This is a genomic window from Ruegeria sp. CF8, assembly GCF_056537285.1.
This window is the reverse complement of sequence record NZ_JBQFRG010000016.1, coordinates 36,991-59,866: the sequence shown is the minus strand read 5'-3', so window position 1 is coordinate 59,866 and position 22,876 is coordinate 36,991. Positions and strand designations below refer to the sequence as shown.

Below are 22,876 nucleotides of genomic sequence, written 5' to 3'. Positions count from 1 at the left end.
CCTTAATGCCATGGCAACACGCTTTTAGCCCAGGAAAGCGTATTCACAAAGCAGTGGTTGCTCCACGTTTCTCATTGATTAGCTTTGGGCCACGGACCAGCCGCCGAATGGGCTTGATGCCACGGCACGGGCGGCGAAGGTCAGAATTGAGCCCCTTTTGACCGATGCTGCGCGATGCCTCAGTTACTGCAATGGGCAAAAAGCTGAATTTGCAAATCCAGGTTGATTGCCCAAGAACAAAATTCTCTTAAAGTGAAGTAACTTCGCATGACGTTTGCGGTCGCGACTGGAGCGTGGCATTGAGCAACAAAGGTGCTATTCGAAACGGCTTAGTGGTATGGAGGATGACTCAGTAGAGGTTCGTCCGCCATTTACTATTCCACGGGCCTGATTCTCATGTTGGCTTCATCTGAACGGTTCAGCCATCCGTATAAGAGTTTATCGTTCGAAGTTCCCTCGCCGTCCAAAAAGACTATCACAATACGGTCTTCGGGTCGGTTCCGAATTGGTTTGAAATCCGCGACCACCACATCGGCACCAGCCCCAGTTTCACCAATGATGCTCCAACGCGCGTCGATCATGTCTGGGCGGAAACGCAAGTCATCCTTTGTTCCATTTAGAGTGACACCCTTGCCGCGTACATACGCTTCAATTGCACCAATTTCGTCGTTCTCTAAAAGCGCAAGAAGTGTCTCGTGCCGCGACATATCGTTTCCATGCGTTATGAAGGTTCCGGTCATAGTAAATGGTGGGCGAAGTAGTTGGTCGACCCCATTGCCCACATAGCGATGTGTGACACCATCGCGGAAATTGAGCGCCACAATCCGGCGAACCACGCCATCCTTGTGGAGTACAATGGCCTCAGCAGAACTTACGCTATCAGTCCATCCATTCCATCCGGCTCCCGGCGCTATTGGCATCGCACCCAACGAATACTCGCCATCTAATACGACTTCGGGTGCTGTCAGAGCGTAGCAAACCTGCGAGGCGGTTTCTTGGGAAAACAGCGGCAGTTGGAAGCTGTTAGCTTCTGCCCATGAGCCAAGGGCTGTTTGGGCTCCCTTACCAGGCGCACCATCTACACCTTTAGGGTCGAATCCGGCGTCCAAAAGAGCTTGTTGGCCGCAGTGCGCGTATTTCCTATTTGCACGAAATTCGAGAGCCGCTTTAGATGCTTTTGAAAGGTATTCTACGCTTGGCGTTTTCACATACCGAATGACGGCCGCATCAGTCGGGTTGTTGTTGTTTTTGTTGAAAGCAACATAGACGATGTAGTCATTGATTTTCGTCTGTGTAAGGTGCCCCCAACCCCCGTCATGCCAGGTCATTTTACCATTCTCGACAGCTTTATCGAATTGGCTTCCATCGAGACTGGCTGAATTTAGCAATACTGTGAGGTGTTCGCGGAATTTTCCGCCTTCGCCGATGGAAGAAAGCAACTGGGTTGGTGCTTGTTCCTCTGGCGTCTCTGGCTGCCAGTCAAAAAAAGTTTCTCGTCCGCCATTGATTTCGTTTTGATTGACGAAGCCTGTTACGACTTCGTTCTGCACCCTAAAATAGAATGGTACATCCCAAACTGCTCCAGGGCCATGTTGAAACCGAAATAAAGCGGTGTTTTTTGCATCTGGATCTTTGGAGGGATCGGCAAACAGGCTAACAGGTGCGGTGATTGCGAAGGTCGCCAAAAACCATGAAATCATCCATCTTTTCAATAGAACATACATCCCATTTCCTTCTACTTGTTACTTGTTACCAATAGTTACAGTTGATTTTGCGCCAAAAATCTAAGAACCAGTTTCCTACACTTTGTCACCTTCTTCGCTACTGTAATCATGTATTGCCACGTAGATTGAATTTTTGTCCCTTACGAAGGTGGGTAGTTACCAGTTGATCGCCCTGCCAAATCACCACGTGAACACTGCCACTTCCACGTACTCTTACTCGCCCGTTCACGAATGTTACCCAGGTTCCCTCGTCCAGACCAAAGCCAATCAAATTACGATTGGCAGAAATGACTTTTTTTAAACGGTATTCGCGCCCGCGCTGACGGACATGTTGATCCAAGACAACTTCCGGCCAAAATCCTAAACCTGTTCGGGTAAAAACACTGCCACCGGACCCACCAGAGATCATCAGCTTTGACAGAACAGCCGCGCCCGCCGATCCTCCTGACATAACGGTTCCAGACCGAAATGCTGTCAAAAGCGCATCATGGACACCTGGAACGGATTTCAGTGCCTGAACCTGCCGACTTTGAACACCTCCCGTGAACCATACTGCGTCAGCTTGTGCAATTTGCGCTTTTGCTCCAGCCGCAGACGAAAGCTCTAGAACATCGATTTTCCCAAAGCCGCTTTGCCGAAAAAAGCCCTTGGTCCTGGCGGCAGCAGTTGCTGGATTGCTGGCCGCAAAAGGTACGATTAACAACCGCCTCCCTTTGGCCAGCTTGCGCAATTCTTTCGTAAGGCTAATTGGAGTTTCACCGCCCCCATGCGCCAACAATGTTGGAGTCCGCGCTTTGGCTGTCGCAAGCTCCGGAAATGTACACGCTGACAACGATGCCAGAACAAAATTTCTTCTGTTAAACATCCAGCAACGTTCGAGCTAAAGGAGATTTCTGTCAAGCCGCGCGAGTCTTCAAATCCTCTGAGCCTGCTGGCTATACTAGTTAAAATTATCAATTCGGGACTTCGTGCAAATATTATTTGTGAAGGTCCGCTCAAGGGCTACTACGGTCATCCGAAAGTGATTTTCGGAGGGCAGCTAAGTCCGCATAGCGGTCGCTCGCGATGTTCGGGCGAACGTAAGCAGGGAGCCCAACTCTACAATTTTTGGCAATGCGGCAAAGGTCTGCTTTTCTTATCGAGCCGCTTGCTGAGACGGGAATTGTTTTTTAAGGTCTGAGCACACAGTCACAATCTACAACGGGAGGGCACAAGCTGAACATGCGTATCATCCGCCGACTTCAGCATGGTCCCCGTTTAGCCCTGTAAATGCGTTTACAGGGCGGGCCCGAGAAACACCTTTCTATCGGTCTGCCCAAAGCCGCACCGGCACATCTTTCTATGAGCAGAGACTCCGATGACTGTGATGAACATCAACGCTTTAAGCGTAACCTGTGGCGACGTCCTTTTCGATGAACTGAACCTGACAATTTCCAAGGGTGACCGTATTGGATTGGTTGCCGCAAATGGGCGCGGCAAGACAACACTTTTAGAATGCATGGCCGGTCAATCAGAACAGACCAACGGGAGTATCGTCCGGGCGCGCGGTTTGCGGGTGGGATATGTGACCCAATACGTGCCGGAACGCGCCTACACCAAAACGCTCCATGAGTGGGTGTTGGATTCCCTTTCTGCCGAGCAGGCAGAATACGAAAGCTGGCGTGTGGATGTCGTGCTTGGTGATCTGAGTGTTCCATATGAGTTACAGCATCGTCTGCTCAACGAATTGAGTGGCGGGTGGCAAAGGACTGCATTGCTGGCTGCGGCCTGGATTCAGGAGCCAGATCTCCTATTGCTGGATGAACCAACTAATCATTTGGATTTGCATCGTATAGGCTTACTCCAGAACTGGTTGTCTGCCTTGCCACGTGAAATGCCTGTTGTCGTGACGTCTCATGATCGTGCATTTCTTGATGCGACCACCAACAAAACGCTGTTTTTGCGTGCGAATAGGTCACGTGTTTATTCGCTTCCGTTTTCGGCAGCACGTGCCTCGCTCGATGAAGCGGATGCCGCTGACCAACGGCGGTTTGCCAATGATTTGAACAAAGCACAGCAGCTACGCAATCAGGCAGCGAAGCTAAAGAACATCGGCATCAACTCAGGGTCTGACCTTTTGGTGACCAAGACAAAACAGCTAAATGATCGCGCTGCAAAGATTGAAGCGGGTGCCAAACCTGCGCACCACGAACGCAGCGCCGGTGATATCAGGCTGGTAAACATTGGAACTCATGCCAAGGCTCTTGTCACTTTGGATGACGCACGGGTTGAAACGCCGGACGGTCGCTTGTTGTACAAGACCGGGCAGAAATGGATTTTGCCGGGAGACCGCATCGTACTTTTGGGAGCCAATGGGACCGGCAAAACCCGATTGGTAGAGATGGTGCAAAGTGCACTTTCAGGGAAAAGTGGCGCGGTCAAATGTGCTACTTCGGTTGTGTCAGCCTATTCAGATCAGCATCTGAGCCAGCTTTCAGACAGCGATACACCGATGACTGTTGTTGCGGGCCAGTTTGATATCGGCGACCAACGCGCGCGCAGTGTACTGGCGGGTGCGGGTGTGAACATTCAGATGCAAGACACCAAAATTGGTGCGCTGTCTGGGGGGCAAAAGGCGCGCTTGGCGATGCTAATACTGCGGCTCAAAAATCCGAATTTCTACTTACTTGATGAGCCGACCAACCATCTCGACATTGAAGGACAAGAGTCTCTCGAGGATGAACTGATCACACACGGCGCTTCATGTTTGCTTGTCAGTCACGACCGCAGCTTTTTGCGAAATGTTGGCAATCGGTTTTGGCTCATCACAGATAAAGGTCTGGAAGAGACAGACAGCCCCGAACCGTTTTTGGCCAGAGAGATGGGTTCACAATGAATCTTTAATTCCAAAATCTGAATATGGGATGAACGACGTCGAGACTGCCTTTCGCAATTTTTCACCGAAAGTTCACTTCGTCCGCCCTCCAGCCACGCGAACGCCTAGCAGAAAAGGTCCGGAACGAGCCCAGAGCAGCCACTTTAAGTGCGTTCGCGCAATGCCAACGGCGATCTACTTCAGTTCTTGACTTAGTCTTTAAGGGGTTCTTTCCTTATTTGAAACGCAACCGACCCTTGGGAAAATAGCGATGAGCCGACGTTTGGCAACGATACTTGCTGCAGATGCGGTTGGCTTTTCAACGCGAATGGAACAGGACGAGGAGACGACACTCAAGCTTCTCAAAGGTCTTCGTCAAATAATTGATGCCGAGATCGGAAATCATGGCGGGCGCATTTTCGGTAGCGCAGGTGACAGTGTCATCGCCGAATTTTCTAGTCCAGTTGAGGCAGTCAGGAGTGCCTTGCGCATCCAAGCGGCGTTGGTCAGTAGTGAAATGCCCTTCCGAATTGGCGTGCATATGGGCGATATCATGGTAGATGGTGAGAACCTGATGGGGGATGGCGTGAACGTCGCGGCCCGGCTTGAACAAATCGCGCCGGCACGAGGAATATGCATCTCTCAGACAGTGGCTGATCTTGTGCTAGACAAAATCGATACTCAGTTTTCCTTTTCAGGCGATCATGAGTTGAAGAACATTTCCAAGACTGTCGGCATTTGGGTCTGGCCCGAAAAGGAAGCAAAGGCTGTCGGCCATCATCGGCACATGTTACCTGCCACCAAGCTAGTTTTATCTGTGGTCGTGGCACTGGCTGCCCTTGTCACTTACCTGTTTCTTGCATGGCCAAACCCTGGTCGAGGGTCAGGCGAGCCAAAACTCGCGGTCATGGCCTTTGAAGACCAAAGCCCCGGTCCCGATCGCGGATACCTAAGTGATGCCATCAGCGAGGGCATCCTGAACAACCTTTCACGTTACACGACGTTCAAAACTATCGCTCGGAACTCAAGCTTCAGCTTCAAGGGCAAAGACGCCAGCGTTGAAGACATTCAAGAAGAACTTGGCGCAGACCTCATTCTCAGTGGTAGTCAGCAAAAGATCGGTGAGAACTTGATAATTTCAGTGCAGCTTGTCGACGCACATACAGGCGATCACTTATGGTCTGAGCGCTATGATGGGGAAGTGGGGCAACTCTTTGACTTTCAGGGGGAGATCATCCGTTCGGTTGCCTCAACTGTAGGCGGCAGGGTATCGCACTATACGCCGCCAAAGGGTAGCCGTAGCACGGTAACGGCAATGCACTTGGCGGCGGAAGGCTTCAGCCATTTCCGACAACCCGGAAGAGAGGCGAATGCGAGGGCCGTGAAGTTCTATGAGCAGGCCATAGAGGCCGATCCGGAAGCTTCCATAGGGTACATGTCGATGGGGTTCGTGCATTGGAGTGAATCTCACTACGCCAGCACCAGCGACGAGCGCGAAGCGGAGCTCCGCAAAGCCGAAGAATACGCAGCCAAAGCGGTAGCGCTGGATGAGAACAACTACCTCAACCAATACCTTCTTGCTCGATTGCAGCAGTCTCGAGGCAATCTGAAAGCAGCCCTGAAGATTTATGAGAAGGTAATGCAGCTAAATCCAAGCTATTCGAATGTGTATAGGGCAAGCGGCTCAACCAAAATACTTCTGGGTGACATTGACGGCGCGATTGCTGATATCGAACACGCAATAGAGATCGACCCGTTGCATGATTGGTCATATAAAGCGGAGTTGGCGCGGGCGCTTTGGGCGGATGAACGATGCGATGAAGCTTTGCAGACCATCCAACAAGTACCCGAAATACCTTCTCGTAACCTGCCATATCTCATTGTCATACAAGTGTGTGTAGGAGATCTGGAAGGCGCGCGTGAAACCTATGTGAAATTTCAGGAAGACATTCCGAACCGCACCTTGCAGTTCGAAAAAGACAAATACGACGGCGTTTGGACTGCGCCGGGCGTTTTCGACCGTTGGCTGAATGACCTACGGACGGCGGGTATGCCTGACTAACGGTTACGCCGTCACCTCCAATTCAAGGTGACGCCTTCTTAGTCAGGCATAGATGCTGCGCACCACTATTCCTTATGAACCGTCATTCAATCAGACAGTACTTTCAGCAATTTGGCAAACGACCGCTTAGTCCCGCGATGCGTTTGTTCGAGCTGATCCGGGTTTCGCGTCGCAGCGAATGGCGACAATGCGGACTGCGTCTGTAGCATCGTCTACCCACATTCAAGGGCAGCAAAGGGCTGTTGGATGAATCGTGTAAACAGGGCAGGGGCCTGTGCTGCATCTGCACCGAGTTCTGCAAGGAGCCCATTTCGGACACTCCAACTCGAACCAACCTTCGGGTATGCGTAATTTTTTGGGACGATGGCGACGACAAGGTGATCTTTCGAAAGGCACTTGATGCACCACCTACCGAACCAGCATTGGAAGGTCCGGTCGGTCGCTCTGAATAACGGAAACTCATTACACCCCCATCTTCAAAAAGACCCGCATCGTTCGGAGGGAAACCAAGTGAACAACGCGGGCTGTAGTTTTGGGGTGTTGTTGTTACGGTACTGATCGACGGATGGATCAAAGTTCCCTGCGCCACCTTTATCTGGGATGATAGGCAACGCGGGGAGATAATCTGACCATGGGACTAGCCGGACTATGTCGAATGTGCGGTTAGCCGCTGGTAGTCAACCAAGTTGGCATGAGCGCAAATTCTGTTCGCTACTCTCCAAGTTCGTTGCCCGCCATTTGCACAGCGCGGCCACGTTTTTCGACGCGGAAGTTTAGGCCGAAACAAACAAGAAATTCTCAAGCGCGCCAGAGCAAGCTTTTTGGCGCGCGTAAAGTTACTTGAATTGTTGTATTTTAGATTCAAGTATTCGTACGCGTGGCAAATTTGTATTACCTCTGCTGCTCGCGTATTTACCAGACTTGTCTGGTTGCCTCCCGGAGATTCTAGTGAGTGGTTTCGTCGGGAGGCCATTATTTTCGGTTCAATGTTCAACAAATTAGAGGCCTGTGCGGTTACCAAGCTACTGAAACAATATGGCTGCTTTGGTCCGCAGAGCAGATTTTATTGGGCTTGAAACGTTCGTTCAGTAATGGCAACCCAACATGAATCAGCGTCACGTGGGAAACGCCAAATGAAAAACCTTGTTCTAACGTGCTGCTTTGGAGCTATTTCTCTAGGATTTGCAGCGTTACCTTCAGCCGCGCAGCACCGGCTAGGTTGGGCGTATCAGGTTGATGGGCTTGCTGCGTTTCAAGGGGACGCGGATTTGAGTGACGGTGGCGAATTCTCTGCAAGCCGAGCATTTCTTCGCGCTACCGCACTTTACAATCTGGAAGGAGGAAACTCCATTGGGCTTTCAACCAGCTTCGGCAAGCTGGATTATAGCTTTAGTCAATCGAACAATCAGCCATGGGAGAATATCCGTGACTTGCGCGTTGCTGTTCCCATGCGATTTCGTGCGAGCGATACAGCAACAGTTTTTGTGTCACCACAGATCAGGTGGGACTATCAAAGTGGAGCTTCCGCATCTGATGGTAGGACCTACGGCGTTTTCGCGGGTATTGCTTGGCAACTTAACGAGCGCCTGACGATAGGACCGGCCTTTGGCGCGTTCTCTCAATTTGAAGATGGTGGTACCGATTTTTTTCCGGCCCTTCTGATCGATTGGGACCTAAATGATCGCTGGAACTTGAACACTGGCTCAGGGATTGGAGCGACACAAGGCCCCGGGTTGACGCTGAGCCACACGTTGACTGAGACCATAGACCTTTCCTTAACCGCACGATCGGAGAGAATTCGATTCAGGTTGGATGGGGAAGGTCTCGCGCCAGACGGGGTGGGCGAAGACAAGAGTGTCCCCGTCGTACTTTCTGTTGGATACAACCCAAATCCTGGAGTTTCATTGAGCGTATTTGCAGGCGCAGAATTTGACGGCCGCCTGACGCTAGATGATGCGAATGGAGCAGAAATAAGTCGCCAGAGCTATGAAACTGCGCCACTGGTTGGACTGGCGTTTAGGGTCAGGTTCTGATCGCAGCATTGACCCATTTTGCCAATTGTGTGGGAATTGTTCTTGTGGCTGAGTTCGAACGTCCGCATCCTGTGAATTCGCAGACGTCGAGATTTTGCATTTGCAGCGAATGGCAGGTTCGACGGGCCGCGCCGCAGCAGGTCGACCAGTTGGTGAACGTCCGGAATGGGCCGCCCTTGAAGGCGACCCGAAGTTTCTAAATTTCAATGGCTTCTGCGATAGCTAAGGCATCCTCCAGTTCGACACCAAGATACCGAACCGTGCTGTCCATTTTTGTATGACCAAGTAAGAGCTGAACGGCCCGCAGGTTTCCGGTCTTCTTGTAGATTTGGGTGACCTTGGTGCGCCGCATCGAATGCGTGCCATACGCGCTCGCTTCAAGACCGATCGATGTCACCCAGTCTCTGACAATTCGCGCGTATTGTCTGGTGGAGATGTGCAGGCGCTCGTGAAATCGGCCCGGCCAAAGATATTCTGAGCCAACCATGAGTTCGTCCTGCATCCACTTCTCGAGCGAGGCCCGGGTACCTTCGGAAATCTCGAAACGGACTGGTTTTTGAGTTTTGCTTTGCAGGACTGAGGCGCGTTCTTTGATCTGCCCCGACGCCATCACATCGACGACCTTCATTTTCACAAGATCACAGCCGCGAAGCTTGCTGTCGATTGCCATATTGAACAGCGCGAGGTCGCGATGGTTCTCGGCCAGTTCCAGTCGAACGCGGATCGCCCAGACGTGCTTTGGTTTCAGCGGTCGTTTCTGGCCAACGATACGTCCCTTATTCCAGGCCGGGCGAAGCGCGCGAATGGCCGGTAAGTTTGGTGTTTCCATGACTGACCCTCCGATCCGCCATGCCCTCCCAAGCGACAACCCGACGTTGACCGGAGCACTCTATCACAACATACCGCGCTGCCTCCGAGGTAAGTAAGAAACCATACCTACCAAATTCTGCGAATGTCTCGAAAGCGCAGAAAGCGGACTTTGCAAATTTGTACGGACGGTCTTAATCGTACAATGGCTTTGTAGGTCGTTTACGACGCTTTTTTTGTGATTGTTCTCCTGAGTGCTCCATCATCTGGCTGCGTTCTGCTCTGAGGCATCACAATATGTCTGTTTGCAAGATTGCACGCTGGATGAAAGCTTTAACAAGCTTGTTTCAAGTGCCCTGAGAGGCGATGGTCTTCCAACATTCAGGCAACCAAAGGATTGAAGCAATGCTCTGCAAGATTGGCGATGTAGAGGTTTGGCGAATTCTTGAGATTCATGCCCCATTCATGAAGCCAGAAGAGTTGTTTCCAACCGCCGGACCAGATGTCAAAACAGTCATTGAAAGCCTTGCTCCCGGCAGCATCGACCACAGCTCTGGACGACTAATTTTGCCCATACAAGGTTTCCTTCTGAAAACGCCTTCACATAACATTTTGGTGGATAGCTGTGTCGGCAATAACAAAACCAACCAAAATCATCCAGCATGGCATCAACGCTCCGACGGTCGGTTTATGGCAGCCCTGAAAGCCGCTGACGTGAGCACTCACGAAATCGACTATGTGCTGTGCACTCATCTTCACGTAGACCACATAGGCTGGAACACGCAGCTAGAAGATGGCCGTTGGGTGCCTACCTTTCCAAACGCGCGCTATCTGATGCCAAAGGATGATGAAGAAACTCAGCGCTTGCAGAACAGTATTACCTACGTCGAGAGCGTTTTGCCTGTAGTGGAGGCTGGTCAAGTGGAACTGGTGGAGGCAGGGCACAAGTTGGGTGATTACGTGACGTTTTTCCCAACACCGGGACATACACCAGGCCATGTTTCAGTGCTCGTGAAAAGCGGGGGGGGCGAGGCGGTGATCACTGGCGATGCGCTTCACACGACCGCGCAATGTCACCATCCCGACTGGCATTTCAAGTTCGATTCCGACGCCGAAATGGCAGTGAAGTCGCGTAGATTGCTGCTTGAACATTGCTCGGAAACCAGTTGCTTGGTTTTGGGGTCTCACTTCGCGTTGCCTTCAATAGGGCATGTGAAAATCTATAACGATGGTTTTCGTTGGGATGAATGAGATTTGGCGTCCCGTAATCGCTGATACCAAATGCAGAGAGATCCATTAACGAGCCCCGAGCGAACCCCGTATACTACCAGTTGGAGTAAAGAGCCGCATCATCTATCGTCGAACTTATGTCGAACAAGAGGCAACAGTTGCAACGAAGGTTGGCTGCAATACTAGCCGCAGATGTCGTTGGGTATTCGGCGCTCATGCACAAAGATGAGCAAGCCACACTGCAAATGCTTGATCACCTGGAAAGCGACATCGTAACCCCGACAATAGCAGGTCAATCCGGTCGGATCGTCAAGAGCATGGGTGATGGCTGGTTGGCGCGATTTAACAGCGCAGCGCAAGCTGTGACCGCCGCAATTCAGATACAGGAGCAATTGGTTGAGCACTCGCTATTGAACATGCGAATTGGTGTTCATGTGGGCGACATCACAGAAAAAGGGGACGACATCCTGGGCGACGGCGTCAACATTGCCGCACGACTTGAGAGCATTGCGCCATCCGGCGGCATAGCTATTTCTGAACCCGTACACTTGAACCTTGATCGCACTCTGGCAGATGCTTTCAAAGCTGTGGGAAAGAAGAGGCTCAAGAACATCCAGCGCAGCCTGGATGTGTGGATGCACGATAGACCACTGCTGGGGGCATCGCAAAGTTCACAGTCTTTCGCAGAGACTAGCTTGCCAAAGCTCTTCATTCATCCTGTGACATGCAACGACCAGCGCACTGAATTAAAGGAAATGGCCGTATCTCTCACGTCGGATTTCGGTTCTTATTTTCGAACGATCAACTGGTTAAACGCGGCGATATCCTCAACGGAGTCTTCGGAGGGATATTCACTTCGCGGCGTGCTGCGTGGTCATGGTGACCGTTTGCGCTTGGAAGCCCGTTTACATGACTCTTCTGGTTCAGAAATCTGGACTCAGAAGTTCGACGGTGTGCTTGAAGCTATCTTTGATTGGCAAGACGAGGTCGTGGAAAAGCTGTTGGACGCCGTAAGCGGAATCTTGATCCAGTTCGAGACCGCAAAGCTCTCCGTTTTGCCTGAAAGCGAATTGACCGCCGAGCAATGTGTAGTAATGGGTATGATTGCTTGGACGGGTTCGGAAATCGACAGCTACGAGGGCGCAATTTCTTACCATGCGCGAGCGATTGCGGCCAAACCGGACCTTGCAGCTGCATATGCGGAAGCAATCTCGATGATGAATGGTGCCCGAACTTATGACCTTCGTTCTGAGCTGGCTCCCTACTACGAATTGCTCCCTGGGTGGGTCGAAGCGGGGCGGCATATGGCCGGGCAAAACTCGACGCTTGACCTCAGCGTAGCCGTTGCTGATTACAATACCGACGGGAATGCGGATCGCTTGTCCGTAGCACTTGAGCAAATCCAGCAAAGGGCACCGCTAGATGCTCGCCTCCACTCGTTCATGGGATGGGGTTACAATTGGTCAGGAGACCCTGAAAAGGCGCTTAGTTGTTTTCAAACGGCACTCCGACTGGGTCGCTACAGTGCGGTATTCGTTAGTGCGTCCGGAGGTGCCGCAACTGCCTGTGTAATGTTGGGCCGAGACCGGGACGCGATATCCTATGCCGAAGCTGGACTGCGCTATTCTCAGGACTACCCCGCGCTTCACAGTGCAAGAGCCGCGGCACATGCAATGCTTGGTGAATCAGAAGCAGCTTCCAAGGCTTTAGCGCAAATGCAACGACTGGAGCCAAGCGATACGATCTCGAAATGGCGTAGCAATGTGGATTACGGCGGCTCGGAAGGCGGAGAACGTTACTTCAACGCATTGCGTTTAGCAGGTATGCCAGATTAACCGGCCATGGCGTTTAGACTGATTATCAGGATCCCCCAACTTCGCTGAGCTACCTCTTACATAACGTACAATTAGTGATCGCATTGGACTGCCAATGGTCCTTCCGGTGTCCGCATAGACACAATTGAACACTTCAAGCGAGTCAACAAGTCCGACCGGAAACGTCGGATGATTGCTTTGAGCCCAAAAACTCGGATTCCGCGCAATTCACCTATGACAGTTTTCTGGATGCTATGCTCTCTGAAGGTCGAATTTCCAAAAGACTGCGCCGCGGGGCAAATTAAGTCGCTAACTTACCACCTCTATCGAATTGCTTGACGTCGCGAGTGTTGCGACATGCGATCTCAATACTTTAACGAACTGGTCACGCGCTTCGTTTGGTTCCGAATGCAGCGGAAAAAGAAGCCCAAACGACATCCAGCGTTCAGGCGAAATTGGAACTGTCCGAACACGGGTCTGATCTACATCGGCGGCCACGAGTTCATCTGCGATTGTGATGCCACCGCCATCTGCTACGAGAGCACATGCCAGCGTCGAAGATGCGACTTCGCAAGTTTGTTTTGGCAGTATCCCTGCGGATCGAAACATATCGTCCAATTGATCGCGCAAGAGCAGTCCGTGCATGAGGCGGACAACAGGAACGTCAGCCAGATCGTCAATGGAAACTTCCATCAGATCGGCAAGCGGATGGTTAATTGGTACGACGGCTTGTGCTCTCACGCGCAACAGCAGCTCGGTTTGGATGTCGGGGTGTTCGACGGGAAGCGCACCAATGCCCACGTCATATTCCCGACCCGCCAGCCATTTCCCAGCTTCTCTGCGAGCGCGTACATCGAGGCTGACATTGGTATCAGGGTTTGCCCTAACAAATTGACCGACAGCAGGGGAAGCTAGAGCGCGAGCGATGCGCGGCATTGCGACGATCCGAAGGTTCTGGGTGCGGCCTGCACGAATCTCAGCGGCGATGCCAGGGATCTCATCCAGGTTATCGAGGATGCGGCCCGCTTCGCGATAGAAGGCCAGCCCCTCGGGTGTTGGGGTTAGGTTCCGACCGCTGCGATCAAAGAGATCAAGCCGCAATTCTCCCTCAAGACCGGAAATCAAGCGACTCACCGCTGGTTGCGAAAGGTGCAGTATGTTTGCTGCTGCTGCAAGTGATCCTTCAGACAGCGTAGCTCTAAATGCGCGAAGCGCTTTAATGTTCATGTTGGGCACCATCACTTGCAAATTTTGCAAGCAAACTAAACATCTTTGCATTTTTCGCAAGCGCCGTCATCTGCTAGGTGAGATCAGGAGAGAAATTAGGGAGGATCCTATGAAACGCAGAACACTCATTTCTGCCGCACTGGCAGGCATCGCCCTTGCGGCATCAGCCACAGCCAGCTTTGCGGCTGACTGGCCCAAACGCCCGATCAACCTGGTTGTGCCCTACAAGGCAGGCGGCGGCACTGATGCCTACGCCCGCGCCATCTCGGCCGCCGCCGAAGGAATTTTGGAAGTCCCCGTTGTGGTCGTAAATAAACCCGGCTCAGGTGGCTTAAATGGAGCCAATTCTGTCGTTGGCGCACGGCCTGATGGCTACACGATGATGATGACCTCTGGTGGCTCATTCTTACTGTCCACCATGACCCGCGACACTGACATTGATGCACTGGACAGCTTTGAGTTCGTTGCGCAGGTCGGCCAATTGCAAACCTCGCTGATGGTCCCGAAAGACAGCCCGTTTCAGACTGTTCAGGACGTGATCGACGCGGCCAAGGCTGATCCTGGATCGCTTCGTTGGGCGCATTCAGGCCGCGGTGGCTTCCACCATGTGGGCGGTCTGGGCTTTCTGGCCAATAACGGTATCGAAGCGCAGGATGTGCCGTTCAAAGGTGGCGGGCCAACCCGCGCCGCTCTGATCGGGGAACAAGCCGACTTCGGCTTCTTGGGCGTACAACAGCTGGCCGGGTTCGAAGATCAATTGCGCGCCTTGGCCGTCAACAGCCAAGAACGCGATGGCATCATGAATGATGTGCCTGCGTTTGGAGAGTTGGGCATTCCGTTTGCCGCAGTCTCCTCGCCGGTGATTGTTTTTGCTCCGAAGGGCACGCCTGCTGAGGTGGTCGCGGCGATGGAAACAGCATTGGAACAGATCGCAGCCAAGCCTGAATTTGCTGAATTGCTGGCGTCGCGCGGCACTGGCCCGGTCTATCAGGACGGCGCGGATGCCAAGGCGACGCTGAGTTCTATGAAAGAGGACGCCACTCCATTGGTCGAAAGTTTGACCAACTAAGTCCTCATGGCCGGGGCATCGATGATCTCCCGGCTTCTTTCTGTCCACGCACTATTCAGGGAGGAAAAAATGCGCGCTTATGCCGAAGGTCTTGTTCTGGCCGTTGTTTCGCTAGTGGCCATCTGGGGCGCGTGGCAGGTGCCCGCTGCATCGCCCGGCGACACCTGGGCCGGGATCGTGCCCTTTGCTGCCTCCGTCGCTCTTCTGGGCTTGTCGGGCCTCTTGTTGCTGGGTGCATCCCGTCAGACCGGAGATGTTGCTACAGCAAGCGGAGACAGCGGTGCCACTCTCCAGATCATCGCGCTGTTCACCATTGCGCTGATCTACCAACAGTCTTTCCGCTGGTTTGGCTATTTGCTGCCCACGGCCATAGTGGCTCCCATCGTGCTTTACATGTTTGGTGTGCGGAGCTGGATTGGCCTTGCGGTCTCCGTGGTCATCTGCCCGCTGGTCTTTCACCTCATCTTTTTTGTACTGCTTGGTGTCTTCCCGCCCTATGGCGAAGTGTTTGACCTGCTCAGCTGGATACAGGGGTAAGTCTTATGGAAATTTTTCCGGCCCTTCTTTCGGTCATCACCGACCCGATGCTACTTTTTGCCATCGTTCTTGCCGCTGCCGTCGGCATGATCGTGGGCGCAACGCCGGGTCTGACGGCATCCGCTGCAATCGCGATGCTGCTGCCAATTACATTCTATATGTCACCGCTCTTTGCACTCGCCTTTCTTTATGTGATTGGAAAATCCGGGCGCTATGGCGGCTCTATTGCGGCGATCCTGTTCAATACACCCGGCACTGCCGCGAGCGCCGCGACACAAATCGACGGTTATCCACTGGCGCGCGCTGGTAAGGCGGGCAAAGCAATGAAGGTTGCCACGATCTCATCCGTGATCGGCGATCTCATGGGTGACGTCCTGCTGGTTGTTGGCGTAGGGTTCATCGCGGCAATTGCGCTGAAGCTGGGACCACCAGAAACCTTTGCCATCTACTTTGCCGCCTTTGTGGTGATCGGCTCAGTAATCGGAAAATCCATTGTCAAAGGTCTGGCCTCTGCGCTCCTGGGTATTCTGGTGGCTATGGTTGGGCTCGATCCAATTTCCAGCGAAGAGCGCTACACATTCGGCTCGTTCGATCTCTCCAACGGTATCGGCCTTGTACCGCTGATGATTGGTGTCTTTGTCTTGGGTGAAGTCTTTGCGCAGCTTGAAGAACGCCGCAATGCGACCGGCGAGACCAAGGAAAACGAAAGCTCCGCTGATGGCAATGATCTGACCTGGGAGGAATACAAACCCTGTCTGCCCCATGCTGTGCGTGGTGGCTTAATCGGTGCTGGCATTGGTGTGCTGCCGGGTCTGGGATCTGCGATTGCGGCATTCATCTCCTACGGGGAAGGCAAACGCCGCGCGAAAAACCCTGAACAATGGGGCAAGGGCGCATTGGAAGGTGTGGCCGCGCCAGAAGCGGCCAACAACGCGGTATCCGGCCCGTCTATGGCGCCGCTGCTGACATTGGGCATTCCAGGTTCGACCATCGGGGCAATTCTGTTGGGAGTGTTCCTCATCCATGGCATCCAGGTCGGGCCGACGCTGTTCCTGACCGACAAAGAACTTGTTTATAAGCTCTTCGCCTGCGGCATGTTTGGTATCCTCGCCTATGGCCTGATCGGATATTTCGGTGCCACGCAAGTCGCCCGGCTGATCCTGAAAATCCCGACCAATGTGCTCTATCCGCTGATCTTTATGACGGCTTTTGTTGCGGCCTATTCTGCCCGCGGCTCAATGTTCGATGTCACAGTTATGACCTGTGCCGGTTTCGTTGGCTGGCTGATGCGCAAATATGACTTCAACATTGCGGCCTTCGTGATTTCCTTCGTTCTGGCCAAAGGCGCAGAAGAGACGTTCCGGCAATCCCTGCTAATGTCGGATGGTGGCGCGCTGATCTTTATTGAACGCCCTATCGCGCTTGCCTTCCTGCTCCTTGGTGCAGGGGCCATTACCTTCCGCATTCGCGGCATCATGAAAGAGCGCAAACTGGCACAGGGAGAGTTAGGCGATGCTTGAATGGCAGCTCATGCAAGGCAGCTTTTCCAGCACAGATATGCGCCGCATCTGGTCTGAACCCTCGACAATCTCTGCATGGATCAAAGTCGAACAAACGCTGGCACATGTGCAAAATGAAGCGGGCCTCGTACCGGATGAAGCTGTTGTTGCGCTCGACGGGTTTTGTATCGGTCAGCTCGATCAAGACCGCCTGCGGCAGACCATGGGGCTAGTCGGGAGACCTATTGTTGGACTAGTCGCGCAACTGCGCGAACATGTTGGCAAGGACCTCGCCAAATTCGTCCATTTCAAAAGTACCACGCAAGATATCATGGATACAGCGCTTGCGATGCAAATGAAGCTCGGTCTGGCGACCGTGTTGAGCGACCTCGATCAGCTCGTTTCCTCCCTGACAGGTCTGATCGAGGCGCACCCCAACACGCGCATGATCGGGCGCACCAACGGGCAACATGCGATCCCGATGCTGCTCCGGACCAAGTTTGAAGTCTGGCGCGCAGAACTGTTGCGCCGTCGTGAGGTGATCACCGAAGCGGAAAGGCGCGGGACGCTGGTTCAGGTCGGCGGGCCACTGGGGGATTTGTCAAATTATGATGATGGAAAAGGAGCAGAGATAAAGGCGCGAATGGCAGAGGCGCTTGGTCTGGGCCTTGCAGAACCTCATTGGCAAAACGCTCGTGACGGCGTGGCCGATATTGTCACCGCTCTCGGCGCGCTGTGTGCGACGATCTGCAAAATAGCCCACAACATAAACCTGCTATCATCCAGTGATATCTGTGAGGTGCGCGAATGCCATGAAAACGGCAAGGGTGCTTCATCCTCAATGCATCATAAACGCAATCAGCGGGCCAGTGAATTTGCTGAGGCCGTTGCAAGATTGGGGCGCCAAAGGTCGGAGCAAATCGGGGAACTAACCCTGCACCAACATGAGCGCTCTGGCGGTGTTTGGGTTAGCGAGTGGCTTGTCATTCCAGAGGTGTTCTTGCTGTCTTCAGGAGCTCTATCCTGGGCAAAACGGATGCTGTCTGATTTGAGAGTGGACAAAATCCGGATGGAACAGAACTTAGTCTGAGAAATGTTAGAAACGATAGCCGTCATTCGCTTTGTTGCAGAATACGGCAACACTGTCCGATCTCGGGAACTACTAAGTCCACGTGTGATTGTCCGCATTCCGCTGCCTCCAGTCGATGATGCGGAGGGCGGCCAACGTCGAGCCTGACCAACCTTCAGCGGTTTCGATCTTCCATGCTTCGAGCAAAAGTGCACTTTGCAAAGCCTACGTTGCTTCGCGAAAACAGACATAGTCCCTGAATGACTTCAAAGTGCACCTTTTCATTGAATTCGTGAGACCCATTCCTTCATTTGCCCCCGCAGTATCTATCAGATAGATGGATAATAACTAAACATATTGCTTCCTAACCTGTAGAAGCGTCGCTGAAACAGGAGATACCACCATGACAAAAGAGATCACTATAATCGGCGCCACGGGCCATCTAGGACATCGCGTAACCGCAAAACTTGTTGAAAAAGGCGCGGAAGTGACTGCCATCGTGCGAAATCCAGAGGCGGCAAAACCAGCTCTGCCCCCAGAGGTTCGGCTTGTACGGGGCGACGTGTCGGATCTGGCCAGCCTGAGATCCGCTTTGCAGGGCACTGAGACATTATACATCACGCTGAATACCGAGTCGCTAGACACCACCTTGCCGTTTCACACCGAACGCGAGGGGGTGATCAATGTCGTAGCGGCAGCGAAAGAGACTGGTGTTCAGCACATCATGCAAATTGCAGGGGTCGACACTGCGTATCCAGAGTTTTCGACCGAAGGCATGGCTTATGGCACAAATGCGATCCGCCAAGTCGGGATCGATGCCATAAAGGCATCGGGCATTCCTTATACATTCTTCTACTGCTCGTTCTTTCTTGATTCCCTGCCAAAATTCCTGATGGACAACCAACTGGCTGTCATCGGAAACCACGTTCATCCTATCTGGTTCACCAATTCCAGCGATCTGGCCGATCTTGTCTTCAATGCAATTGATAACGACGCGGCCAAAAATAAAGAGTTTGCGGTTCAGGGTTTGCAAGCCAAGACCTACACCGAGGGGGCTACAGAGTTTCTGAAAACCTACGCCCCTGAGGCAGAAGTCATCCGGTTGCCTATGGAGGCGGTTGGCCAGATGGGATTGCCGGAAGAGCACGCGGCTTTTATCGAACATTTGTTAACATTCGTGCAGCAGCTGAAGGAAGAACTGGTGGACAGTGAAACCCGTGTGATTCTTGGGTCACCGAAACACACGATTTCCTCTTTTGCTGAGGAACTTCGCGGCGAAATCTAAGTCACAGTGGAGTTCTGGATCACAGCTTTTTCAGATAGTTGCTCCAACAGCCTGGCTGTTGCCTGACCCAGGGGATTTTCGAAGGACCAAACCATATCCACCGAGCGTTCGGCGTAGGGTTTGGTCTCGAATTGCAGCGGTAGGATTTTAAGCGCACCGGTCTGAACAAAGACATCCACCGCGTGCAAGGGCAGTGCGGACCACCCCAGGTCGGCCTGCACAAGATCAATGGCCTCCGATGCAGTACTGACCTGCCAAATTGATGGCGAGGCCTTAAGGATAGCGCTGTTGGGGTTATCGGCTTCTTTCAACAATATTTGACGATGCAGACGCAACTCCTCCCAAGAGACCGACGGCATTTGTGCCAACGAGCTTTCGGGATGGCTGATGCAGACCAACCTGAGTGTGCCTAAAGATCGAAAGTCGAGTGTTTGAGGGATGCCCTCGGGTTCCAAAATAATGCCTAAATCCACCGCGCCTTCGACAATCAGCCGTTGAATCTCCCCGGCCGTAAATGACTGGATTTCCACATCAACAGACGGAAACTCGGCGCTGAAGGCACGGATGATCTCTCCGAGGTTGGCGATCTTGATATGTGGTGCCATTGCTAGCGTAACGCGGTTCTCCAAGGCCATCGACAGCGCGTCGGCGATGGCCAAAAACCGGTTGCGCCGTTCCAACAGGATTTCGGCCTGCGAGATTAACACTTCGCCTGCTTTGGTGAGGGTCGGGTATCTTCGGCTACGGTCAAAAAGCTCGACGTCCAGATCGACCTCAAGATTGGCGACGAGGGTGCTTATCACCGATTGCGCTTTGTTGCATTTGCGGGCTGCGGCGGAAAATGAGCCTTCGCTGTGGGTAGTAACAAATGCCTCTAACTGCTCGAATGATGCGCGCATCGGGAGTTCCCCACCATCTATCTGTTTAGCAGATGGTATCCGCCTTTATAGATCACAACAACAGAGTAAAACTCTCTCGAAGACATGAATTTAGGAGAACACTAATGAGTTTTGCTGGCCGGATGGTGCACGCCGTGTTGTTTGAAGTCTTTGCGCTACTAAGCATTGCCCTGCTGCTTCCGCTGATCTCGCATGTCGACGTGCAGAAATCGCTGATCCTTGGGGTGTTCTTCTCATTGGCTGCGATGCTGTGGAACTTAGTCTTCAACATGACGTTTGATTGGATTCTGGTGACCATCCGAAAAAACGCGCATAAATCAGTGTTTGTGCGAATGGTTCATGCACTGCTGTTTGAGGGCACCTTTGTTGCGCTGACACTGCCTGTTCTCGCCTGTGCCCTGAGTTTAACACTGTGGGATGCGATGAAACTGGAGGCGGCGCTGATTGTATTTATCTTCATCTACGCATTCTTCTTCAATATCGTGTTTGATTGGTTTCGTGTGAAACTGGCCGATCAAAATGCCTTGTGACTGCACATCTCCAAAATTTCAAAGTCTAACTGTGAATGTCCGCTTTGGGCTGAGACCAGTCATCAGAAAGCGATGAGTCTACGGCAACTTTGTCCGCAGAGTGGTCATTCGGGGAAAATCGATCAATGTCTGCTATGCGGACAAAGCTGACATTCCGGCCTAATGTATTTAGCTGTCATTTTGCTGCAAAGACTGCCTGAGCGGACCTATAAATCGTTCGACGTGTAGCGGAAAGCCGTGACAGAACTCGCTTTTTTGGCGCGCGGTCTGTACGTGAGTAGTAGAAACGGCTCCCAACGTTTATCGGGAGCCGTGTTTTTGAATAGGAGTGTCTTTGGGAAGTCAGGCGTGTCCGCCACCGATCAAGCCGATACCCGAAGTCAGACCGAACCAAGCTTTAACCCGCAATCCGACTGCCTTGATTATTCCCATAGCCTGGATCCCGTGGGCGGCAAGAGTTCCTTCCATTTCACCTTCAAAATTGGTGGTGTAGGACTGGACGATGCAACCGCTACCCGGCACCAATAGTTCGCGGTGTTCCGGGTGCACCAGATCGAGATGCACAACGATCTGACCCCTTTTTGCCTTTTCACTGGGCTCTATCAGGCGACCGCTGGGCGCAAGCTGGCCGGAAGAAATCTGCTCTTGAATTCGGACGATCCTTGCCGGAAGAACAGTATTCCGCATCGAAATGTTGAAGTTGCTTTCGCACGCCACCTCTGCGGCCATTCCCTCGTACAGTTCGGTGCGAGAAACCTGCGAGAATCCAGCAACGATACGCCCTTTTTCTGCATCTTTCCGATCCGGTACAATAAGCATGGCTGGGCTCATTGCGGCTTGCGCTGCGCGCGAACCAACGTTCAGGGTGACTTGTTCAACTACACCGTCGACTGAGCTGAGAGTCAGAGTTTTTGACAGCTCCACTTGAGCCTGCTTCAACGATGCACGCGCTGATGCAAGTTGGGCTGGCAGAACAGCCGTTGCCTGAACATGTGCCACTCCAAGTTGCGTTTCAGCAGCCTCAACCTCTGCCTCTCGTGTGCTCAAGGTTGACTGGGCACGTTCCAACTGGCTCACTTGAAATGCCGCTGAGCCTTTTGCTTGAAGTGCCTCGTGATCCATAAGTATCAATTCGGCCTGCTCTCTAGCGGTGATCGCGGCATCTAGAACGGCCTGCGCGGTCTGGACTTGCAATTCAGCAGCCAGTTTCGCGCTTTCTATCTCTTCAACTTTGCGAGTTGCGAGTTCTACGGCGGCTTGTTCAGACGCGTTCTCGACGGCAAACAGCGGATCGCCCGGTTCTACCCGATCACCGCCCTTTACATAGATATCTGTGACGGTTCCACCGTTCTCGGCAACGACCGGAACAGTTCTGAAAGGCACGAGGCCAGTGTAGGATTTGGGGTAGTAGTAGAACACGGCAAAGAACACGATCAGGGCCAGGACGAACCACATGAAGAGCGCCCGGTGAACATTGTACAGGGTGACTGGCAGCCCGCGCCATTTCAGATAGATCACGCGCAGGACAAACGGAAAAGATGTGACGAGAAGCTCAATCATTTTACTAACTCCTCTTTCGACGGACGCCACCACAACATGAAGTCGCGGGCGATTGCGGTCAGGATTAGGGCGCCCGGCAGTAGACTGCTGAAGTGGCTCAGGGCAGGCATCAACTCATACGCCAAGGCGACAGTGAGCATCGTCGGAATTGTTGTACGCAGCGGAGTGCCGATTGATTTGTGTTCAGTGTAACGCTCAAAGCGCGCATAGAGGTGTACGACCAGCAGGATCGCAAGGGCGAGAACGACCAAGCCGACCCATGCATAGGTGTCGGTTTGATTGGGCGCGACCCACCATCTGGGGTCGCCGCCAGCGGCAAACGCCGGAGTTGAGATGACGCCAAGTATTGGCGCCATCAGGAACGCGGGTGGTTTCATATTTCAGCTCCTTTTGTTGCGCAGCCAAGCTGCGCGTGTAGATTTTCAGTGTCTTGAGAACGTCAATTCTCGGTTGGTTGTTGTGCGGGTTCTGGGGGCTGTTCCTGCGGGGCGTAGGGTGGATCCCAACGACGCCCGTTCGGTGTTTTCTCGCCAAGTGTCGAACCGTGCAGACCGTGGATATTCCCCCCGGACCACTCGTGCTTGGCGGAGTTTTGGATTGCCTTCAGTACGCGATAGTACCTTGCGAAGTAGATCATGGTCGTTTCCTTTCTGATGACCCGGACCTAACCGTCATCG

Annotated in this window: 19 protein-coding genes; 11 read left to right on the top strand and 8 right to left on the bottom strand. The window is 52.8% G+C overall.

Annotation, left to right across the window (positions count from 1 at the left end):
- Positions 1-374: 374 nt before the first annotated feature.
- Positions 375-1,724 carry a hypothetical protein gene (locus tag ACR0EV_RS23565; protein ID WP_480802335.1) on the bottom strand — a complete coding sequence of 450 codons (1,350 nt, stop codon included), beginning with the start codon at positions 1,722-1,724 and terminating at the stop codon, positions 375-377.
- A gap of 106 nt (positions 1,725-1,830) precedes the next feature.
- Positions 1,831-2,589 carry a cyanophycinase gene (locus ACR0EV_RS23560; protein WP_480802334.1) on the bottom strand — a complete coding sequence of 253 codons (759 nt, stop codon included), beginning with the start codon at positions 2,587-2,589 and terminating at the stop codon, positions 1,831-1,833.
- Positions 2,590-3,081: 492 nt separating this feature from the next.
- On the opposite strand from ACR0EV_RS23560, the gene ACR0EV_RS23555 reads away from it, so the two are divergent.
- From ACR0EV_RS23555 to ACR0EV_RS23545, 3 genes are all read left to right on the top strand, one after another.
- Positions 3,082-4,599 carry an ABC-F family ATP-binding cassette domain-containing protein gene (locus tag ACR0EV_RS23555; RefSeq protein WP_480802333.1) on the top strand — a complete coding sequence of 506 codons (1,518 nt, stop codon included), beginning with the start codon at positions 3,082-3,084 and terminating at the stop codon, positions 4,597-4,599.
- A 250-nt stretch (positions 4,600-4,849) separates the two neighbouring features.
- Positions 4,850-6,640 carry an adenylate/guanylate cyclase domain-containing protein gene (locus tag ACR0EV_RS23550; protein WP_480802332.1) on the top strand — a complete coding sequence of 597 codons (1,791 nt, stop codon included), beginning with the start codon at positions 4,850-4,852 and terminating at the stop codon, positions 6,638-6,640.
- A 1,133-nt stretch (positions 6,641-7,773) separates the two neighbouring features.
- The gene (locus ACR0EV_RS23545; RefSeq protein ID WP_480802331.1) at positions 7,774-8,673 is read left to right on the top strand and encodes a hypothetical protein; all 900 of its coding nucleotides are present in this window, start codon (positions 7,774-7,776) and stop codon (positions 8,671-8,673) included.
- 196 nt (positions 8,674-8,869) lie between these two features.
- Here ACR0EV_RS23545 and ACR0EV_RS23540 read toward each other — a convergent pair whose 3' ends face one another.
- On the bottom strand, positions 8,870-9,502 hold the full coding sequence (locus tag ACR0EV_RS23540) for a tyrosine-type recombinase/integrase (RefSeq protein ID WP_480802330.1): 633 nt from the start codon (positions 9,500-9,502) through the stop codon (positions 8,870-8,872).
- A gap of 383 nt (positions 9,503-9,885) precedes the next feature.
- Here ACR0EV_RS23540 and ACR0EV_RS23535 point away from each other — a divergent pair, with 383 nt between their 5' ends.
- Both ACR0EV_RS23535 and ACR0EV_RS23530 read left to right on the top strand, forming a co-directional pair.
- Positions 9,886-10,731 (top strand): MBL fold metallo-hydrolase, encoded by an 846-nt coding sequence (locus tag ACR0EV_RS23535; RefSeq protein WP_480802329.1) that lies wholly within the window; start codon positions 9,886-9,888, stop codon positions 10,729-10,731.
- 137 nt (positions 10,732-10,868) lie between these two features.
- Positions 10,869-12,545, top strand: a complete 1,677-nt coding sequence (locus tag ACR0EV_RS23530; protein ID WP_480802328.1) for an adenylate/guanylate cyclase domain-containing protein — start codon at positions 10,869-10,871, stop codon at positions 12,543-12,545.
- 288 nt (positions 12,546-12,833) lie between these two features.
- On the opposite strand, the gene ACR0EV_RS23525 is transcribed toward ACR0EV_RS23530, so the two are convergent.
- On the bottom strand, positions 12,834-13,751 hold the full coding sequence (locus ACR0EV_RS23525; RefSeq protein WP_480802327.1) for a LysR family transcriptional regulator: 918 nt from the start codon (positions 13,749-13,751) through the stop codon (positions 12,834-12,836).
- Between the two features lie 109 nt (positions 13,752-13,860).
- Between ACR0EV_RS23525 and ACR0EV_RS23520 the strand changes: the two genes are divergently transcribed.
- From ACR0EV_RS23520 to ACR0EV_RS23500, 5 genes are all read left to right on the top strand, one after another.
- Positions 13,861-14,820: a tripartite tricarboxylate transporter substrate binding protein gene (locus tag ACR0EV_RS23520; RefSeq protein WP_480802326.1), complete on the top strand. Its 960-nt coding sequence runs from the start codon at positions 13,861-13,863 to the stop codon at positions 14,818-14,820.
- A 69-nt stretch (positions 14,821-14,889) separates the two neighbouring features.
- Positions 14,890-15,357 (top strand): tripartite tricarboxylate transporter TctB family protein, encoded by a 468-nt coding sequence (locus tag ACR0EV_RS23515; RefSeq protein WP_480802325.1) that lies wholly within the window; start codon positions 14,890-14,892, stop codon positions 15,355-15,357.
- A 5-nt stretch (positions 15,358-15,362) separates the two neighbouring features.
- The gene (locus ACR0EV_RS23510; RefSeq protein ID WP_480802324.1) at positions 15,363-16,877 is read left to right on the top strand and encodes a tripartite tricarboxylate transporter permease; all 1,515 of its coding nucleotides are present in this window, start codon (positions 15,363-15,365) and stop codon (positions 16,875-16,877) included.
- Between the two features lie 37 nt (positions 16,878-16,914).
- A complete protein-coding gene (locus ACR0EV_RS23505; protein ID WP_480802323.1) occupies positions 16,915-17,946 on the top strand; it encodes a lyase family protein in 1,032 nt (343 codons plus the stop codon).
- A 382-nt stretch (positions 17,947-18,328) separates the two neighbouring features.
- Positions 18,329-19,210 (top strand): SDR family oxidoreductase, encoded by an 882-nt coding sequence (locus ACR0EV_RS23500; RefSeq protein WP_480802322.1) that lies wholly within the window; start codon positions 18,329-18,331, stop codon positions 19,208-19,210.
- On the opposite strand, the gene ACR0EV_RS23495 is transcribed toward ACR0EV_RS23500, so the two are convergent.
- Positions 19,207-20,109 carry a LysR family transcriptional regulator gene (locus ACR0EV_RS23495; RefSeq protein WP_480802321.1) on the bottom strand — a complete coding sequence of 301 codons (903 nt, stop codon included), beginning with the start codon at positions 20,107-20,109 and terminating at the stop codon, positions 19,207-19,209. The two genes, ACR0EV_RS23500 and ACR0EV_RS23495, sit on opposite strands and share 4 nt — an antisense overlap.
- Before the next feature lie 104 nt (positions 20,110-20,213).
- Here ACR0EV_RS23495 and ACR0EV_RS23490 point away from each other — a divergent pair, with 104 nt between their 5' ends.
- Positions 20,214-20,639: a PACE efflux transporter gene (locus ACR0EV_RS23490; RefSeq protein ID WP_480802320.1), complete on the top strand. Its 426-nt coding sequence runs from the start codon at positions 20,214-20,216 to the stop codon at positions 20,637-20,639.
- Positions 20,640-20,981: 342 nt separating this feature from the next.
- Here the strand turns inward: ACR0EV_RS23490 and ACR0EV_RS23485 are convergent, their stop codons facing one another.
- The 3 genes from ACR0EV_RS23485 to ACR0EV_RS23475 all read right to left on the bottom strand — a co-directional run bounded on the left by ACR0EV_RS23485 (position 20,982) and on the right by ACR0EV_RS23475 (position 22,836).
- Positions 20,982-22,199 carry an HlyD family secretion protein gene (locus ACR0EV_RS23485; RefSeq protein ID WP_480802319.1) on the bottom strand — a complete coding sequence of 406 codons (1,218 nt, stop codon included), beginning with the start codon at positions 22,197-22,199 and terminating at the stop codon, positions 20,982-20,984.
- Positions 22,196-22,576 (bottom strand): hypothetical protein, encoded by a 381-nt coding sequence (locus tag ACR0EV_RS23480; protein WP_171105559.1) that lies wholly within the window; start codon positions 22,574-22,576, stop codon positions 22,196-22,198. Before ACR0EV_RS23480 ends, ACR0EV_RS23485 begins: the two co-directional genes overlap by 4 nt.
- Before the next feature lie 62 nt (positions 22,577-22,638).
- Positions 22,639-22,836 (bottom strand): hypothetical protein, encoded by a 198-nt coding sequence (locus ACR0EV_RS23475; RefSeq protein ID WP_475197040.1) that lies wholly within the window; start codon positions 22,834-22,836, stop codon positions 22,639-22,641.
- Positions 22,837-22,876 lie beyond the last annotated feature (40 nt).

Bases quoted from the DNA above. Each gene is read 5' to 3' on its own strand.
- ACR0EV_RS23555 (WP_480802333.1), top strand. From the start codon at position 3,082: ATGACTGTGATGAACATCAACGCTTTAAGCGTAACCTGTGGCGACGTC.
- ACR0EV_RS23535 (WP_480802329.1), top strand. From the start codon at position 9,886: ATGCTCTGCAAGATTGGCGATGTAGAGGTTTGGCGAATTCTTGAGATT.
- ACR0EV_RS23540 (WP_480802330.1), bottom strand. From the start codon at position 9,502: ATGGAAACACCAAACTTACCGGCCATTCGCGCGCTTCGCCCGGCCTGG.
- ACR0EV_RS23520 (WP_480802326.1), top strand. From the start codon at position 13,861: ATGAAACGCAGAACACTCATTTCTGCCGCACTGGCAGGCATCGCCCTT.
- ACR0EV_RS23490 (WP_480802320.1), top strand. From the start codon at position 20,214: ATGAGTTTTGCTGGCCGGATGGTGCACGCCGTGTTGTTTGAAGTCTTT.
- ACR0EV_RS23560 (WP_480802334.1), bottom strand. From the start codon at position 2,589: ATGTTTAACAGAAGAAATTTTGTTCTGGCATCGTTGTCAGCGTGTACA.
- ACR0EV_RS23480 (WP_171105559.1), bottom strand. From the start codon at position 22,576: ATGAAACCACCCGCGTTCCTGATGGCGCCAATACTTGGCGTCATCTCA.
- ACR0EV_RS23485 (WP_480802319.1), bottom strand. From the start codon at position 22,199: ATGATTGAGCTTCTCGTCACATCTTTTCCGTTTGTCCTGCGCGTGATC.
- ACR0EV_RS23525 (WP_480802327.1), bottom strand. From the start codon at position 13,751: ATGAACATTAAAGCGCTTCGCGCATTTAGAGCTACGCTGTCTGAAGGA.
- ACR0EV_RS23515 (WP_480802325.1), top strand. From the start codon at position 14,890: ATGCGCGCTTATGCCGAAGGTCTTGTTCTGGCCGTTGTTTCGCTAGTG.
- ACR0EV_RS23475 (WP_475197040.1), bottom strand. From the start codon at position 22,836: ATGATCTACTTCGCAAGGTACTATCGCGTACTGAAGGCAATCCAAAAC.
- ACR0EV_RS23545 (WP_480802331.1), top strand. From the start codon at position 7,774: ATGAAAAACCTTGTTCTAACGTGCTGCTTTGGAGCTATTTCTCTAGGA.
- ACR0EV_RS23510 (WP_480802324.1), top strand. From the start codon at position 15,363: ATGGAAATTTTTCCGGCCCTTCTTTCGGTCATCACCGACCCGATGCTA.
- ACR0EV_RS23505 (WP_480802323.1), top strand. From the start codon at position 16,915: ATGCGCCGCATCTGGTCTGAACCCTCGACAATCTCTGCATGGATCAAA.
- ACR0EV_RS23550 (WP_480802332.1), top strand. From the start codon at position 4,850: ATGAGCCGACGTTTGGCAACGATACTTGCTGCAGATGCGGTTGGCTTT.
- ACR0EV_RS23500 (WP_480802322.1), top strand. From the start codon at position 18,329: ATGACAAAAGAGATCACTATAATCGGCGCCACGGGCCATCTAGGACAT.
- ACR0EV_RS23565 (WP_480802335.1), bottom strand. From the start codon at position 1,724: ATGTATGTTCTATTGAAAAGATGGATGATTTCATGGTTTTTGGCGACC.
- ACR0EV_RS23495 (WP_480802321.1), bottom strand. From the start codon at position 20,109: ATGCGCGCATCATTCGAGCAGTTAGAGGCATTTGTTACTACCCACAGC.